The 13,868-nt window shown below is 73.1% G+C and carries 13 protein-coding genes and 1 pseudogene; 7 read left to right on the top strand and 7 right to left on the bottom strand.

Translation table 11 applies throughout. The features are described 5' to 3' along the window. Positions 1–212: 212 nt before the first annotated feature. From sucB to BSB02_RS36800, 3 genes are read right to left on the bottom strand one after another with little or no spacing between them, the layout of a single operon-like run. A complete protein-coding gene (gene sucB / locus BSB02_RS36810) occupies positions 213–1,685 on the bottom strand; it encodes a 2-oxoglutarate dehydrogenase, E2 component, dihydrolipoamide succinyltransferase (protein WP_084965634.1) in 1,473 nt (490 codons plus the stop codon). Positions 1,686–1,710: 25 nt separating this feature from the next. Beyond that, positions 1,711–3,078 carry a dihydrolipoyl dehydrogenase gene (gene lpdA, locus BSB02_RS36805; protein ID WP_084965633.1) on the bottom strand — a complete coding sequence of 456 codons (1,368 nt, stop codon included), beginning with the start codon at positions 3,076–3,078 and terminating at the stop codon, positions 1,711–1,713. 50 nt (positions 3,079–3,128) lie between these two features. Beyond that, positions 3,129–4,622: a leucyl aminopeptidase gene (locus tag BSB02_RS36800; RefSeq protein ID WP_084965632.1), complete on the bottom strand. Its 1,494-nt coding sequence runs from the start codon at positions 4,620–4,622 to the stop codon at positions 3,129–3,131. Positions 4,623–4,699: 77 nt separating this feature from the next. On the opposite strand from BSB02_RS36800, the gene BSB02_RS36795 reads away from it, so the two are divergent. From BSB02_RS36795 to BSB02_RS36780, 4 genes are all read left to right on the top strand, one after another. Continuing rightward, positions 4,700–5,047: a GntR family transcriptional regulator gene (locus BSB02_RS36795; RefSeq protein ID WP_084965631.1), complete on the top strand. Its 348-nt coding sequence runs from the start codon at positions 4,700–4,702 to the stop codon at positions 5,045–5,047. Then, positions 5,044–6,012: a hypothetical protein gene (locus BSB02_RS36790; RefSeq protein WP_084965630.1), complete on the top strand. Its 969-nt coding sequence runs from the start codon at positions 5,044–5,046 to the stop codon at positions 6,010–6,012. Before BSB02_RS36795 ends, BSB02_RS36790 begins: the two co-directional genes overlap by 4 nt. Positions 6,013–6,152: 140 nt before the next feature. Then, on the top strand, positions 6,153–7,049 hold the full coding sequence (locus BSB02_RS36785) for a CPBP family intramembrane glutamic endopeptidase (protein ID WP_084965629.1): 897 nt from the start codon (positions 6,153–6,155) through the stop codon (positions 7,047–7,049). Between the two features lie 229 nt (positions 7,050–7,278). Beyond that, entirely contained in the window at positions 7,279–7,437 is a 159-nt protein-coding gene (locus tag BSB02_RS36780) for a transposase (protein WP_240506982.1), read from the top strand. Between the two features lie 147 nt (positions 7,438–7,584). Here the strand turns inward: BSB02_RS36780 and BSB02_RS36775 are convergent, their stop codons facing one another. After that, positions 7,585–8,427 (bottom strand): adenosylcobinamide-GDP ribazoletransferase, encoded by an 843-nt coding sequence (locus BSB02_RS36775; protein WP_084965628.1) that lies wholly within the window; start codon positions 8,425–8,427, stop codon positions 7,585–7,587. A gap of 109 nt (positions 8,428–8,536) precedes the next feature. Then, entirely contained in the window at positions 8,537–9,727 is a 1,191-nt protein-coding gene (locus tag BSB02_RS36770) for a phosphotransferase (protein ID WP_206185091.1), read from the bottom strand. Positions 9,728–9,827: 100 nt separating this feature from the next. Here BSB02_RS36770 and BSB02_RS36765 point away from each other — a divergent pair, with 100 nt between their 5' ends. Together BSB02_RS36765 and BSB02_RS36760 are read left to right on the top strand one after the other, a co-directional pair. Continuing rightward, complete coding sequence (locus BSB02_RS36765; protein WP_084965626.1) at positions 9,828–10,622, top strand: ABC transporter ATP-binding protein; 795 nt, start codon at positions 9,828–9,830, stop codon at positions 10,620–10,622. Between the two features lie 164 nt (positions 10,623–10,786). After that, positions 10,787–11,860 (top strand): annotated as a pseudogene (locus BSB02_RS36760) (RNA-guided endonuclease InsQ/TnpB family protein); the annotation flags it as partial. A 13-nt stretch (positions 11,861–11,873) separates the two neighbouring features. Here BSB02_RS36760 and BSB02_RS36755 read toward each other — a convergent pair. Continuing rightward, complete coding sequence (locus tag BSB02_RS36755; protein ID WP_143591649.1) at positions 11,874–12,872, bottom strand: bifunctional adenosylcobinamide kinase/adenosylcobinamide-phosphate guanylyltransferase; 999 nt, start codon at positions 12,870–12,872, stop codon at positions 11,874–11,876. 10 nt (positions 12,873–12,882) lie between these two features. Continuing rightward, the gene (locus tag BSB02_RS36750) at positions 12,883–13,557 is read right to left on the bottom strand and encodes an SCO2322 family protein (RefSeq protein ID WP_084965625.1); all 675 of its coding nucleotides are present in this window, start codon (positions 13,555–13,557) and stop codon (positions 12,883–12,885) included. 83 nt (positions 13,558–13,640) lie between these two features. Between BSB02_RS36750 and BSB02_RS36745 the strand changes: the two genes are divergently transcribed. Continuing rightward, complete coding sequence (locus tag BSB02_RS36745) at positions 13,641–13,847, top strand: hypothetical protein (protein ID WP_084965624.1); 207 nt, start codon at positions 13,641–13,643, stop codon at positions 13,845–13,847. Positions 13,848–13,868 lie beyond the last annotated feature (21 nt).

Below are 13,868 nucleotides of genomic sequence, written 5' to 3'. Positions count from 1 at the left end.
GTCCCACACCCGGTTACGCGCAGAACTTCTGGATAGACGCTTAGCAGGCTTTCCTGCGTGCGAGCCGCCCTTTCCGGCTCTTCCTGGAGCGAGCCGTCGTGGTCTGGTGCTCGCGTGGCGTTTCACTCATGTCCGTGGAGGAAGCCGCGAAAAAGGGGCGGGCCGGACGACCCGCGAGGGGTGTCCGGCCCGCTGTGCCGTACCGGAGAAGGTCAGGCCAGTCCGAGCTGGGCCTCGAAGCGGCCTTCCTCCAGGCGCTTCTTCACCGTGGTGAGGAAGCGCGCGGCGTCGGCGCCGTCGACCAGGCGGTGGTCGTACGTCAGCGCCAGGTACACCATCGAGCGGACCGCGATGACCTCGCCCTCCGGCGTGTCGACCACCACGGGACGCTTGACGACCGCGCCCGTGCCGAGCATGCCGACCTGCGGCTGGTTGAGGATCGGCGTGTCGAACAGCGCGCCGCGGCTGCCGGTGTTGGTCAGCGTGAACGTGCCGCCGGCCAGGTCGTCCGGGCTGATCTTGTTGGTGCGGGTGCGCTCGGCCAGGTCGGCGATCTTACGGGCCAGGCCGGCCAGGTTGAGGTCGCCCGCGCCCTTGATCACCGGGACGATGAGACCGCGCTCGGTGTCCACCGCGATGCCGAGGTGCTCGACGTCGAAGTAGGTGACCTCGTTGGTCTCGTTGTTGATCGTCGCGTTGAGCTTGGGGTGCTGCTTGAGCGCCTCGACCGCGGCCATCGCGAAGAACGGCAGGAACGACAGTTTGACGCCCTCGCGGCGCTGGAAGTCGGCCTTAGCCCGCTCGCGCAGCCGGGCGATCTTGGTGACGTCGACCTCGACCACGGTGGTGAGCTGCGCGGCGGTCTGCAGCGACTCCACCATGCGCTTGGCGATCGTCTGGCGCAGGCGCGACATCTTCTCCGTGCGGCCGCGCAGCGTCGTGTCGACCTCGACCGGCTCGGGAGCGGCGGCCACCTGGGCGGCGGGCTCCTGAGCGGCCGGGGCGGCGGGCGCCTGCGGAGCCGCGGCGGGAGCCGCGGCCGGGGCCTGGGCGGCGCGCTCGCGCTGGGCCTTGGCGGCCTCCAGGACGTCCTGCTTGCGGATGCGCCCGCCGACACCTGTGCCGGTGAGCGTGTTGAGGTCCACGCCGTGCTCGGCGGCCAGCTTGCGGACCAGCGGCGTCACGTACGGGCTCTCACCCGCCGCGGGCAGCGGCGTCGGCTGGGTCACGGGCGCCGGGGCGGGCTGGGCCTGGGCCTGCTGCGGCTGGGCCGGCTGTGGCTGCGGAGCGGGCGCAGGAGCGGGCTGCGGCTGGGCGGGCGCCGGCTGCGGGATGGAGGACGCGGCGGGCGCGGGCTCGGGCTCCGGCTCCGGCTGGGCGGCGGGGGCGGGAGCCGCTTCCTGGGCGGGCGCCTCGGCAGCGGGAGCGGCGGTGGCACCGGCTTGGCCGTTCTCGTCGATGATGGCGAGCTCGGCGCCGACCTCGACGGTCTCGTCCTCGGCGACCACGATCTTGGTGATCACGCCGGCGGCCGGCGACGGGATCTCGGTGTCCACCTTGTCGGTCGACACCTCCAGGAGCGGCTCGTCGGCCTCGACGCGCTCGCCCTCCTTCTTCAGCCAACGGGTAACGGTGCCCTCGGTCACGCTCTCGCCGAGCTGGGGCATCTGTACAGAGACCGGCATCGTTTCTTCTCTCGCTATCGAGGGCCTAGTTGTGTACGTGGAGCGGCTTGCCCGCGAGGGCCAGCATGGCCTCGCCGACAGCCTCCGACTGGGTCGGGTGTGCGTGGATGAGCTGGGCGACCTCCGCGGGGAGGGCCTCCCAGTTGTAGATCAGCTGCCCCTCCGTGACCAGCTCGCCGATCCGGCGGCCCACCATGTGGACCCCGAGGACCGGGCCGTCCTTCTGGGCGATGACCTTGACGGCGCCCGCGGTGCCGAGGATCTGGCTCCTGGGGTTGCCGGCCAGGTCGTAGACCTGTTCGACGATCTCCAGGCCGCGCTCGCGCGCCTGGGCCGAGGTGATGCCGACGGAGGCCACCTCGGGGTCGGAATAGGTGATGCGCGGCACGCCCGCGTAGTCGATGGGGGCGGGCGCGAGCCCGGCGATGTGCTCGGCGACCATGATGCCCTCGGCGAAGCCCGCGTGGGCCAGCTGGAGGGTCGGGATGAGGTCGCCGACCGCGTAGACGCCGGGCACCGAGGTGCGGCAGTGCTCGTCGACCACCACCGCGCCGCCGCGGTCGAGCTGGATGCCCTGCTCCTCGAAGCCCATGCCGGAGGAGACCGGGCCGCGGCCCACCGCCACCAGCAGGATCTCCGCCTCCAGCGTCTTGCCGTTGGCGAGGGTGACGACCACGCCGGTGTCATTGGTCTTGGCGCCGTCGAAGAAGACGCCGAGCTCGTACTTGATGCCGCGGCGGCGGAAGGCCCGCTCCAGGAGCTTGGAGCTGGACTCCTCCTCGGCCGGCAGCAGGTGGGGCAGCGCCTCGACGATGGTGACCTCGGCGCCGAAGGAGCGGTAGACGCTGGCCAGCTCGACGCCGATGACGCCGCCGCCGAGCACGATCACGGAGGCGGGCACGCGGTCCATCTGCAGGACGTGCTCGCTGGTGACGATCCGTACGCCGTCGATCTCCAGGCCCGGCAGCGTCTTGGGCGCCGAGCCCGTCGCCAGGACCACGGCCTCGCCCTCGACCACGTCGTCGCCGACCTGGATCCGCCGGGGGCCGGCCAGCTTGCCGTACCCCTCGATGACGGTCACGCCCGCGGACTTCAGCAGGCCCTGCACGCCCTTCCAGGCGCGGCTGACGATCTTGTCCTTGAAGGCGTGCACGCCGGCCACGTCGATGCCCTCGAAGCGGGCCTTGACGCCGTACGCCTCGCTCTCCCTGGCCTCGTCGGCGACCTCGGCCGAGTGCAGCAGCGCCTTGGTGGGGATGCAGCCGCGGTGCAGGCAGGTGCCGCCGATCTTGTCCTTCTCGATCAGCGCGACGGACTTGCCCAGCTCGGCCGCCCGCAGCGCGCACGCGTAGCCGCCGCTACCGCCACCCAGGATGACGATGTCATAGGCCACAGGAGTGCTCCTTGTCCGAGTCCGGCTTGGAAGTGGATGCCGTCATCTTGTCACTTGCCCGCACCCGATGCGTGTCGCTCGGCCAGTCCGATGAGCGTGCGGACGAAGGCGCCCGTCCCGCCCTTCGGGATGTAGCCGTAGGGCTCGCCCTTGTTGAAGGCCGGGCCCGCCATGTCGATGTGCGCCCACTTCACGCCGTCGGGGACGAACTCCTTCAGGAAGACGCCCGCGGCCAGCATGCTGCCCCAGCGCTCCGGCTGCAGGTTGGCGATGTCGGCGACGGGGGAGTCGAGCCCCTTGCGCAGCTCCTCGGGCAGCGGCATGCCCCAGGCGCCCTCGCCCGCCGCGGCGGCGGCCTCGACGACCAGCTCCCTGACCTCGTCGTCGTTGGCCATGACGCCGGCCGTACGCCAGCCCAGGGCCACGATCTGCGCGCCGGTCAGCGTGGCCACGTCGACGATCAGGTCGGGGCCGTCCTCGGCGGCGCGGGCGATGCCGTCCATGAGGACCAGGCGGCCCTCGGCGTCGGTGTCGAGCACCTCGACGGTCTTGCCGCTGTAGCTGTGGATGACGTCGGAGGGGCGCTGCGCCGTACCGGAGGGCAGGTTCTCGGCCAGGCACAGGTAGCCGACGGCGTTGACCTTCAGGCCCAGCCTGGCGATGGCGACCATGGCGCCGAAGACCGCGCCCGCGCCGCCCATGTCGGACTTCATCCACTCCATCGCCGAAGTCGGCTTGATGGACAGGCCGCCGGAGTCGAAGGTGATGCCCTTGCCGACGAACGCCAGCGTCTTGGCGGCCTCGGGGTGGGTGTAGGACAGGCGGACCAGGCGCGGCGGGTTGGCCGAGCCCTGGCCCACGCCGATGAGGCCGCCGTAGCCGCCGTCCTTGAGCTGCTTTTCGTCCAGCACCTCGACCTGCAGGCCGGCCTTGCCGCCGATCTCCTCGGCGATCTCGGCGAAGCGCGCGGGCCACAGGTCGGAGGGCGGGGTGTTGACCAGGTCGCGCACGAGCGCGACGGCCTCGGCCAGCACCGACGCGCGCTCGGCCACGCCGTCGAAGGAGGCCAGCACGTCGATCGACCGGATGGGGGACTGCTTGTCCGCGCGGTACCTGTCGAAGGTGTAGGCGCCCAGCAGGCCGCCCAGCGCCACGGCCTCGGCCTCCTCGGCGGTGGCGACGGGGAGCGCGAGCGCGGCGCGTCCGGTGCCCTCCAGGGAGCGTACGGCGGAGCCGGCCGCGCGGCGCAGGCCCTCGAGGTCGTGTGAGTCGCCCAGCCCGACCGCGACCAGCAGCGGAGCGGCGATCGAGCCGAAGGTCGGGACCTTGGCGACCTCCCCCGCCTTCCCCTTGAAACCGAGCGCTTCCAGTGTGGCGGCCAGCTTGCCGCCGAAAGCCTCCTCCAGGCCCTCCGCGCCCGCGGCGGCGGGGCCGGAGTGGAAACCGACGATCAGCGCGTCGGTGTCGTACGAGACGGGGTCTGCTGAGTTCAGCCGCACTGTGGTCACGTAAACCGATGCTATCGAGGCTTTGCGCCTTCGCATAACACAGGGTCATCCTACGTATATGGTGCCAATCGATGTAGCATCATTGTGCGGATGGTGCTATTGTCGCTGGCATCATGTTGCTCACGCTGGACCTCAACGATCCACGACCCCTCCACGAGCAGGTGGCCGCGGCGATCCGCCGTTCCATCGCCGAGGGCTCCTACGGTCCCGGCGACCGGCTCCCGCCCGCCCGCGACCTGGCCGACGCGCTGGGCATCAACGCCAACACCGTGCTGCGCGCGCTGCGCGAGCTGCGCGAGGAGGGCGTGCTGGAGTTCCGGCGCGGGCGCGGCGTGAGCGTCGCCAGCGCCGTCGAGGGGCGCGTGCGGCTCGTCATGCGCGCCCGTGAGCTGCTCGACGAGGCCCGCAGACACGGCTACAGCCGCGACGAGCTCATCGACCTGCTGAAGGAGCTTCCATGACCCATCGTGCCCGGGCTCTGCGCATCGGCCTGGTGTGGGGCCTCGCTGTCACCACAGTGCTGGTCGCGGTCCCGCTCGCGCTGCGCGAGCGCCTTCCCGAGCCGCTGGCCACCCACTGGAGCGGCCGCCCCGACGGCAGCATGCCGCTCGCGCTCTTCCTCGCGCTCAGCGCGGGGCTGTGGCTGCCGGCCTGGGGGATCCTCCTGGCGGCGCTGCTGCGCGGCCGCGTTCTCGACCACCGGTCGGGCCGGGCCCAGTGGTGGGGGCTGCTGGCGGGGATCGGCGTCCTGCCGGCGGGCATGTCCCTGGTCACGCTGCTGGCCAACCTCGACGCCACCTCGTGGCGCGAGGCGGCTCCGCTCGGGCCGGAGTTCCTCGTCCCCGTGGTGGCGGCGGTGGCAGCTGGAGCGGCGGCCGGCTACCTGGGCCGGGGCGCGCCGGACGTCCCGCGGGAGCCCGGTCACGCGCCGCCCGGCCTGCCGCTCTCCCCGGACCGGCGTGTGGTGTGGGTCAGCAGGGTGCGCAACCGCCTGCTGCTCGCCCTGTCGCGGACCGGCATGGCGGCCGGCGCCGTCGTGGCCGCGCTGTCGCTCGTCATGGAGCTGCCCGGGCCGGCGGCCTCGATCGCCTGGTGGTCGCTCCCGCTCTGGCTGGCCGGCTACGCGACCGCGACGGTCCGCGTGCGCGTGACCGCCCAGGGCGTCGCGATCGGCTTCGGGCCGCTGGGCTGGCCGGCCCGCCGGATCCCGATGGCCAGGATCGAGCGCGCCCGGGTGGAGGAGCGCTTCCCGGCCCAGGTGGGCGGCTACGGCCTGCGCGGGCTGCCGGGCTCGGCCACGGTCATGGTCAGGGGCGGGGAGTGCCTGGTCCTGGACTACCGGTCGGGCGGACGGCTGGCGATCAGCGTCGACGACGCCGAGCGTGGCGCCTCGCTGGTCAACGCCCTGGTGGGGGTGCGGGCATGAGCCTCGGTGCCGGTGGGGGCATGGGTCCTGGCGAGAATGCGCGCATCGACCCCGGTGAGGATGCGGGCATGGGCCCCGGCGGGGGTGGGGGCATGGGCCGTGGAGGCGGTGCAGGCATGGCCCCTGGGGGCGGTGCGGGCATGAAGCGCTCCCACCTGACGGTCTTCCTCGCGGTCGCCTTCGGTGGCGCATGGCTGGCCGCCCTGCCGCTGTGGCTCGGCGACGGGCTCGCCTCGTCCACGCTCTTCCTCGCCGCCCTGGCAATGATGATCACGCCCACGCTCGGCGTGCTGGCGGCGTGGGCCCTCGATCGGCGTCCCTTCAGGGTGCTGGCCCGCGAGACCGGCCTGACCCTGGGCGGCCGGCCGGCTCGCACCCTGTGGATCGCCGGGGCCGCCTGGCTCGGGACACCGCTGCTCGTCATGCTCGGGCTCGGCGTCAGCATGGCGCTGGGAATGCTCCCGGCGGACCTGACGGCCCTGCGCCAGACGCTGGAGAGGCAGGGTGTCCCGATACCAGGCGACCTGCAGCTCATCGTGGTCCTCCAGCTTGTGGGGGCGGCGCTCACCGGCCCGGTGCTCAACGCCGTCCCGGCCTTCGGCGAGGAGTGGGGATGGCGCGGCTGGCTCCTGCCCAGGCTCGTCGAGGCCCGCGGCGTGCCGTTCGCGATCGTGGTCTCGGGCGTCATCTGGGGCGCCTGGCACGCGCCGCTCACCCTGCTGGGCTACAACTACCCCACCCTGGGTCCGCTGGCGGCGCCGTTCTTCCTCGGCTTCACGGTGCTCGCGGGCGCTCTCCTGGCATGGCTGCGGCTGCGCAGCGGGAGCGTCTGGCCGTGCGTGATCGCGCATGGGTCGCTCAACGCCGTCGGCCCGGTGGTCGGTCTCTTCGGCAACCCGTCGGCGCCGCCCAACTATGCGCTGGTGGCGCCGATGGGCCTGATCGGCTGGGCGCTGATGGCGGTCCTGGCGGTGGCCCTGTTCCGGCTGCGGCCGGTACGGCGGGCCGATGCGGTGAGCCCGGCACCGCGCGGATGACGCCCGGGACGCGGGGCCAGGCGGGCGGGATGGCGGGCGGCGAGTCGCGATGGGAGCCATGGCCTGACTGAAATTCGTGGGCGCAGACCCGCGGCTTCAGCTGTAGAGGGGCAGTGCAGACCCGCGGCTTCAGCTGTAGGGGGCAGCGCAGACCCCCGGCTTCAGCTGTGGGCGGCGCGGACCCCGGTTCAGCCGTGGGGCTGGCCCATCCATCCCCGCTTCCGATCGTTTGCCTGCCGCGTACACGTCGCAGACCTGCTCTGCCTGTGGGCATCGCGCGCCGGACAACCGTGATGGCCAGGCGGTGTTCCGGTGCCGCGCCTGCGGTGGCAGGCCGACGCCGACGCGAACGCCGCGAAGAACATCCTCGCCGCCGGGCTGGCGGTGACAGGGCGTGGAGGCCACGGCGCCGGGCGGTCGCGAAGCGCCAGCCATCCGAGAGCGAGGCGCGCGCTCAGAGGCGCGCACTCAGAAAGGCAGGGCCGCGCGAACGTGCCATGCCACGGGAAGCTCCGCCTTCAGATGTGGGTGGAAGTCAACGGCTGAGCACTGCGGAGGCGACCAAGGCGGCCGTGGTGGCGGTTTCCAGCAGAGCGCCGAGCACGTCGCCGGTAATGCCGCCCAGGCGGCGCACGGAGTGACGGAGCAGCAGCAGAGCCACGGCCAGCCCCGCCAGCACGGCGAACGGCAGGATCACGATCCAGGCCATGCCGTCAGTGGGCGGCAGGATCATGATCCAGGCCGTGCCGTCGGCGGGCGGCATGCCGGTGCCTGATCCGCCGGCCGGCGACACCACGGCGGCGATGAGTCCGGCCGCCGTCGCCGCGAGCAGGCAGCCCGCCGTGGCGGCAGCGGCGGCGCCCGGCCGTACCGTCCCGGCGACCATGGCGCCCAGGCCTTCGGGGCGTGCGGCGGGGACGCCGGTACGGCAGGCCCAGGTGAGCGCCAGACGGCCGGTCATGCAGGCGCTCACGAGAGCGGCCGGAGCGAGGGCGCCCGGGAGCGAGGAGAGGGCGGCGGCCTGGGTGAGGAGGGTGATGACCAGGGTCATCACCCCGAAGGGGCCGATGTCGGACTTTCTCATGATCTGGAGGGCTTCGGGGGCGGGTTTGCCGCTCCCGAGGCCGTCTGCCAGGTCGGCGAGGCCGTCCAGGTGCAGTCCACGGGTGAGCAAGGCGAGCGCGCCGAGGGCGAGGGCTGCGCCGAGCAGTCCGTCCGCCGCCAGCGTGGGGACGGCCGCGACGAGGCCCAGCGCGAGACCGACCGCGGGGGCGAGCAGCATGGCCTGCCCGGCGGTACGGCGGTCGACGTGAGGGACGCGGACGGGGAAGACGGTCAGCGTGCCGACCGCCAGCCGTAGGCCGTCGGAGAACCTCATCGCGTCGCGAACCTCATCCCATCGGGAACCTCGTCGGCTTCCGTTTCACACACGAGCTCGTCGAGCCCTCCGTCCTCAGAAGAGCTCGTCCCTCAGAAGAGCTCGTCCCTCAGAAGAGCTCGTCGAGCAGACGGTAGTAGACCAGGCGTTCGTGATCGACGCCGGCCAGGCCGTACGCGGCGAAGAACTCCTCGACCGCCGCAGGGCCGAGGTCCTCGCCGAGGTCGCGGGCGGCGATGGCCAGGTCGCGATAGCGGTCGGCGACGCCCAGGTGCCCCACGTCGATGAGGACGCCGCCGGACAGGACGTTGGAGGCGGTGTAGTCGCCATGGGCCACGACGAGGTCCTCCCGGCCGGGGCGCATGGCCAGGAGGCGGTCGAGCACCTGGGCCGGGGTGAGGTCGCGGTGGTCGTCGTCGAAGTCGTCCGCATCCACCAGCCCTTCGACCACCCGGCGGCGCGCCTGGGCCAGCATGACGTCCAACCGGCCGTCGAAGGGACAGGCGGCGACCGGGATGCTATGGAGACGGCGGAGGAGCTCACCCATGGCGGTCGCGGGGGAGCCGCCTGCCGGAGACGGGCCCGGGGCGCCGGCGATCAGCGACGCCAGGCTCGGCACGCCCGCGTCCTCCAGCACCAGCACGTCGTCCTCGAAAGCCGCCACGACCGGCACCCTCATGCCCTGGCCGCGCAGCCACTCCAGGCGCTCGTGCTCCGCCACGGCCGCCGGTCCCCGCTTGACCCAGTACGTGCCGTTCACCCTGGCCACCGAGCCGCTGCGCCCCTCGTGCTCGTCCGACCAGGTGGGCGAGTCGCCGACCAGCGCCGCGACCGAGGCGGGCAAGGGGATGGGCAGCCTGTCCAGGGCGAGCAGGGCGGCGCGCGTGGACTCGGCCGGCTCGGCGTCGCCCGCCGCCTCCCGCAGCGCCAGCGCCTCCTCCAGCGACGCGCGGGCCTCGGCCAGGCGGCCCTGCTCGGCCAGCGCCTTGCCCAGGTGCTGCAGCGGGAAGGACACCGCGTCCGGCGCCGAGTCCCGCGCCAGCTCCAGGGCCCGGCGGTAGAGCAGCTCGGCGGTCGGCGCGTCGCCGGAGTAGCGGTAGACGTCGCCCAGGTTGACCAGCACCGCCACGCGCCGCCTGCCGGTGTCGGCCAGCTCCAGCGCCCGGTCGAGGTGGTCGAGCGCCTCGCCGTACCGGCCGAGGACCAGCAGGTCGCAGCCGGTCTGCCGGAAGGAGCCGAAGTCGGTGGGCCGGGCGGCCGCCACGCGGGCGGTCAGCGCCTCGCGGTCCGCGGGAACCATGCGAAGCCGCTCGTCAAGGGTGTACATGCCAAAGCCGCCCATCACGGGTGTCCAGGTGATTGCCGCCCATCAAGGATGTCCATGTGGTTATCGTGGCCCAATGCATGCCGTGGAAGTTCAGGGTGTCACCGTCCGCGTGACGGGCAAGACGCTGCTGTCCGACGTGGACTGGCAGGTGGGGTACGGCGAGCACTGGGCGGTGCTCGGCCCGAACGGCGCCGGCAAGACCACGCTGCTGTCCCTCGCCGCGGCCGTGCGGCACCCGACCCGGGGCACGGTGTCCGTGCTCGGCCATCGCCTGGGCCGGGTGGACATGCGCGAGCTGCGCCGCCACGTCGGGCTCGTGGCCGCCAGCCAGCGGCTCATCGACGAGGAGCTGCTGGAGGAGGAGGGCGCGACCGCCCACACCGTGGTGCTCACCGGGCACACCGGGACGAGCGCCCCCTTGTGGGACAGGTACGGCCCGGCCGAGCGCGAACGCGCCCACCGCCTGCTGGCCGACCTCGGCTGCAAGGACCTGGCCGACCGGCCCTTCCGCGTGTGCTCCCAGGGCGAGCGGGCCAGGATCCGGGTGGCGCGGGCGCTGATGCCCGAGCCGGCGCTGCTGTTCCTCGACGAGCCGTACGCGGGACTGGACCTGCCCGCCCGCGAGGACCTGATCGAGGCCGTGGAGGAGCTGGCGCGCACCAGGCCGGTGCTGACGACCGTCACGGTGACGCACCACCTGGAGGAGATCCCCGCCACGACGACCCACGCCCTGCTCATGCGCGAGGGCCGCGTCCTGGCCGCCGGGCCCGCCACGCAGGTGCTCACCTCGGCCAACTTGTCGCAGTGCTTCGGCCGTCCGCTGCGGATCGACCACCACGACGGCCGCTGGTACGCCCGGCGCGCATGAGGCTCACCGGAACCTCCGGAGGATGCCCCGGCCTTCAGACCGGGGAGGAATCCGGACCCCGCAAGGGGTGGCCCGCCGAAGGCGGGACAGCCCAGGACGCGAAGCGTTCATGACCTTCTCCTTTGCTTACGGATCTCTCCGGGATACCGTAAGATGCGAACAGGCGTACGGCGTACAAGGCGCGGGTCTACCCCACCTCCGAACAAGCTGCGGTACTGAACCGCACGTTCGGCTGTGTGCGCCTGGTGTGGAACAAGGTCCTGGCCTGGCGGCACGCCCGCTACCACCAGGGCGGCGTGAAGACCTCCTACGCACAGACCGACCGGTACCCCCGCTACAAGTCCCGGCACGGCCGCCAGTCGGCCACCTACACCCGCTCGGCGTTCCGCTGGCGGGACGGGCGGCTGCACCTGGCCAAGATGGACACGCCGCTGGCGTTCGCATGGTCCTGGCCCGAGGTGGACCCGGCCGCGCTGAACCCGACGACGGTGACCATCTCCCGCGACCCCGATGGCCGCTGGTACGCCGCCCTGGCGGTGGAGACGGCCGACGAGCCGGAGCAGGCCCCGGCCACCGGCTCGGCGGTCGGCATTGACCTCGGCGTGACAGATTTCGCCGTCCTGTCCACCGGCGAGAAGATCGCCAACCCGCGTCACCTGGCGCGCAAGGCCCGCAACCTGGCCCGCTACCAGCGGCGCATGGCCCGCAAGGCGAAAGGGTCGAACAACCGGGCCAAGGCCCGGGCGAAGGTGGCCCGCGCCCACCGCAAGGTCCGCGACGCCCGCGCCGACTTCCTGCACAAGACTTCCGCCCGGCTGGTCCGCGACCACGACGTGATCGTGATCGAGGACCTGGCCGTGACGAACATGGTCCGCAACCGCCGCCTGGCCAAGGCGATCTCCGACTGCGGGTGGGGCACCTTCCGCCGCCTGCTGGGGTACAAAACGGCCCGGTACGGTCGCCACCTGATCGTGATCGACCACTGGTACCCCTCCAGCAAGACCTGCTCGGCGTGCGGGCATCTGCTCGCCGAGCTGTCCTTGAGCACGAGGCACTGGACCTGCCCCGCCTGCCGCACCCGGCACGACCGGGACGTCAATGCGGCGAAGAGCATTCTGGCCGCTGGTCGAGCGGTGTCTGCCTGTGGAGCTGACGTGAGACATTCCGGGTCCTCCCGGGTGCGGTCGGCAACGAAGCAGGAAACCTCACCCGTGAGGGCGGGACTCCCCCTCCTTTAGGAGAGGGAGGAAGTCAAAATTCCAGCACGCGCCCGGCGACCACGAGCGCGACGTACTCCGACTCCTCGGCCAGCCGCTGGTTGAGCCGGCCCAGCGCGTCGCGGAACGCCCGCCCGGCGGCCGTGGCGGGCACCACCCCCATGCCCGCCTCGTCGGAGACGGCGACGACCGGCTGCCGGACCTCGCGCCAGGCGGCCACCAGCTCCTCGCAGCGCCGGTCCACCGACTCCGGCGCCTCCCACAGCAGCGTGGCCAGCCACGACCCGATCCCGTCGACGAGCAGGGGCGCGTCGGCCTTGCCGAGCACCTCGGCCAGCCGGGTGGTCTCCACGGTCTCCCAGTGGCCCGGCCGCCGCTCGCGGTGCGCGCGCAGCCGGGCCTGCCACTCGGCGTCGTCGTCGAGGACGGGCCCGGTGGCCACGTAGGTGACGCGGGGCTCGGCGGCCAGCCGCAGCTCGGCCTCGCCGGACTTGCCCGACCGCGAACCGCCCAGCAGCAGCGCCCTGCGTGGCCGCGGGGGCCGCGGCGGCGGTGGCCGGTCGGTGTCCAGCTCCGTGCCGTCCGGTACGGCCCGCGCCCCCCACAGCGCCGACCGCCTGGCCAGCTCCTCCTCCGAGCGGATGCGGTGGTCGAGCCCGACCATCACGACGTGGGTGTGCTCGCCGGCCAGGCCGAGGCGGCGCGCCTCCGCCAGCCCGGCGGGGCCTTCGACCAGCACGGCGGCGAAGGGGCCGGGATGCGCGACAGGCTCGGCGGGGGCGGCGCCCCCGGGCGGGTCGGGCCAGTAGAGCAGCCGCGACCCGTCCCCGGCCGTGACCACGCGGCCCCGGCCGCCCAGGGCGACGCCCCCGGCCAGGCGCCCTGACGTGTCGTACGCCAGCCGTACCTCGCCGTCCACCAGCACCTCGGTGGGACGGCGGTGCCCGCGCGGGAGGCGCAGGCACGAGGCGCACGCGCACCCCGGCTCCGGCCAGCCGCGCGGCCCCGCCGTACCGGCCATGACGATCCTCACCCTCGGATCATCACACGGACGCGCGGCGGCGGCGCGTGGCGGCCACCGCCCCGCCCGCCACGAGCGCCAGCGCGCCCGCGCCGCCCAGGATCCACGGCAGCGGCGTGCCCTCCGTGGACGAGCCGCCCGCGGCGGCCGGAGCGGCCAGGTCGGTCCCCTGGGTCCCGGCGGGGTAGCCGTTGACCGCCACGACGGCGTCGCGGCCGTCGACGCGGGTCCTGGCGACCGCGGCGAGCACCTGGACCGCCGTGGCGTCGGCCGGGGTGACGGCGCAGGCGAGCAAAGGCTGGGCGGGCGGGGTCTGGCCCGGGCGGGCGTCCGTCTCGGCGTCGCCGTAGTCGGCCGTCACCGCCACCCGCTTGTGCCCGGCGGGCGCGGCCTTGCCGCCGCAGACCTTGGCGAAGTCGGGCAGCTCCCCGCCGGGCGAGTCACCGGAGGCGCCGTCGGCCGGCAGGGAGTACCGCCAGCCCAGCACCGCGCCGTCGGGCGGCACGTCGGCGGGCGAGGCGGCCAGCCAGGCGGTGCCGTCGCTCTGCCAGGCGCTCCACAGGCGGGGCGCGTCGGGGTCCGGCGAGGGGGACGCGCCGGCGGACAGCGACAGCGTGGTAATGGATACGGCGGCGACGGCGCAGGACGATATGACACGGGCTGTGACACGAGCTGTGACACGGCATGCGCGCAGCATCGTTCGACCTCCATGCTCGGGAGTAGGGTGCAGGGGGTTGTCCTGGAGTCCGCGCGAACCGGTGTGAAAAGGGAGCGTAATTCATGACATGGCGGTGGCGTTATGAAAATGCCAATGGCGGTGAGGTAACGGATCGCCCTTTGCCCCGCGAGGTGTTCCCGAGCCAGGCCGACGCGGAGTCCTGGCTCGGCGAGAACTGGCGTGAGCTGCTGGAAGCCGGTGTGGAGAGGGTCGCCCTGCTGGAGGACGACAGGATTGAATATTCGGGACTTTCCTTGCGTCCCGAGTGAAAGGAAAAACCCCTCGGGCCT

The organism is Thermoactinospora rubra (genome assembly GCF_002093975.1).
In the GTDB taxonomy this organism is placed as follows: domain Bacteria; phylum Actinomycetota; class Actinomycetes; order Streptosporangiales; family Streptosporangiaceae; genus Nonomuraea; species Nonomuraea rubra_A.
This window is presented reverse-complemented; position numbering and strand designations above follow the sequence as displayed.

Bases quoted from the DNA above. Each gene is read 5' to 3' on its own strand.
- sucB (WP_084965634.1), bottom strand. From the start codon at position 1,685: ATGCCGGTCTCTGTACAGATGCCCCAGCTCGGCGAGAGCGTGACCGAG.
- BSB02_RS36800 (WP_084965632.1), bottom strand. From the start codon at position 4,622: ATGCGAAGGCGCAAAGCCTCGATAGCATCGGTTTACGTGACCACAGTG.
- BSB02_RS36795 (WP_084965631.1), top strand. From the start codon at position 4,700: ATGTTGCTCACGCTGGACCTCAACGATCCACGACCCCTCCACGAGCAG.
- BSB02_RS36790 (WP_084965630.1), top strand. From the start codon at position 5,044: ATGACCCATCGTGCCCGGGCTCTGCGCATCGGCCTGGTGTGGGGCCTC.
- BSB02_RS36785 (WP_084965629.1), top strand. From the start codon at position 6,153: ATGAAGCGCTCCCACCTGACGGTCTTCCTCGCGGTCGCCTTCGGTGGC.
- BSB02_RS36775 (WP_084965628.1), bottom strand. From the start codon at position 8,427: ATGAGGTTCTCCGACGGCCTACGGCTGGCGGTCGGCACGCTGACCGTC.
- BSB02_RS36770 (WP_206185091.1), bottom strand. From the start codon at position 9,727: ATGGTTCCCGCGGACCGCGAGGCGCTGACCGCCCGCGTGGCGGCCGCC.
- BSB02_RS36765 (WP_084965626.1), top strand. From the start codon at position 9,828: ATGCATGCCGTGGAAGTTCAGGGTGTCACCGTCCGCGTGACGGGCAAG.
- BSB02_RS36750 (WP_084965625.1), bottom strand. From the start codon at position 13,557: ATGCTGCGCGCATGCCGTGTCACAGCTCGTGTCACAGCCCGTGTCATA.
- BSB02_RS36745 (WP_084965624.1), top strand. From the start codon at position 13,641: ATGACATGGCGGTGGCGTTATGAAAATGCCAATGGCGGTGAGGTAACG.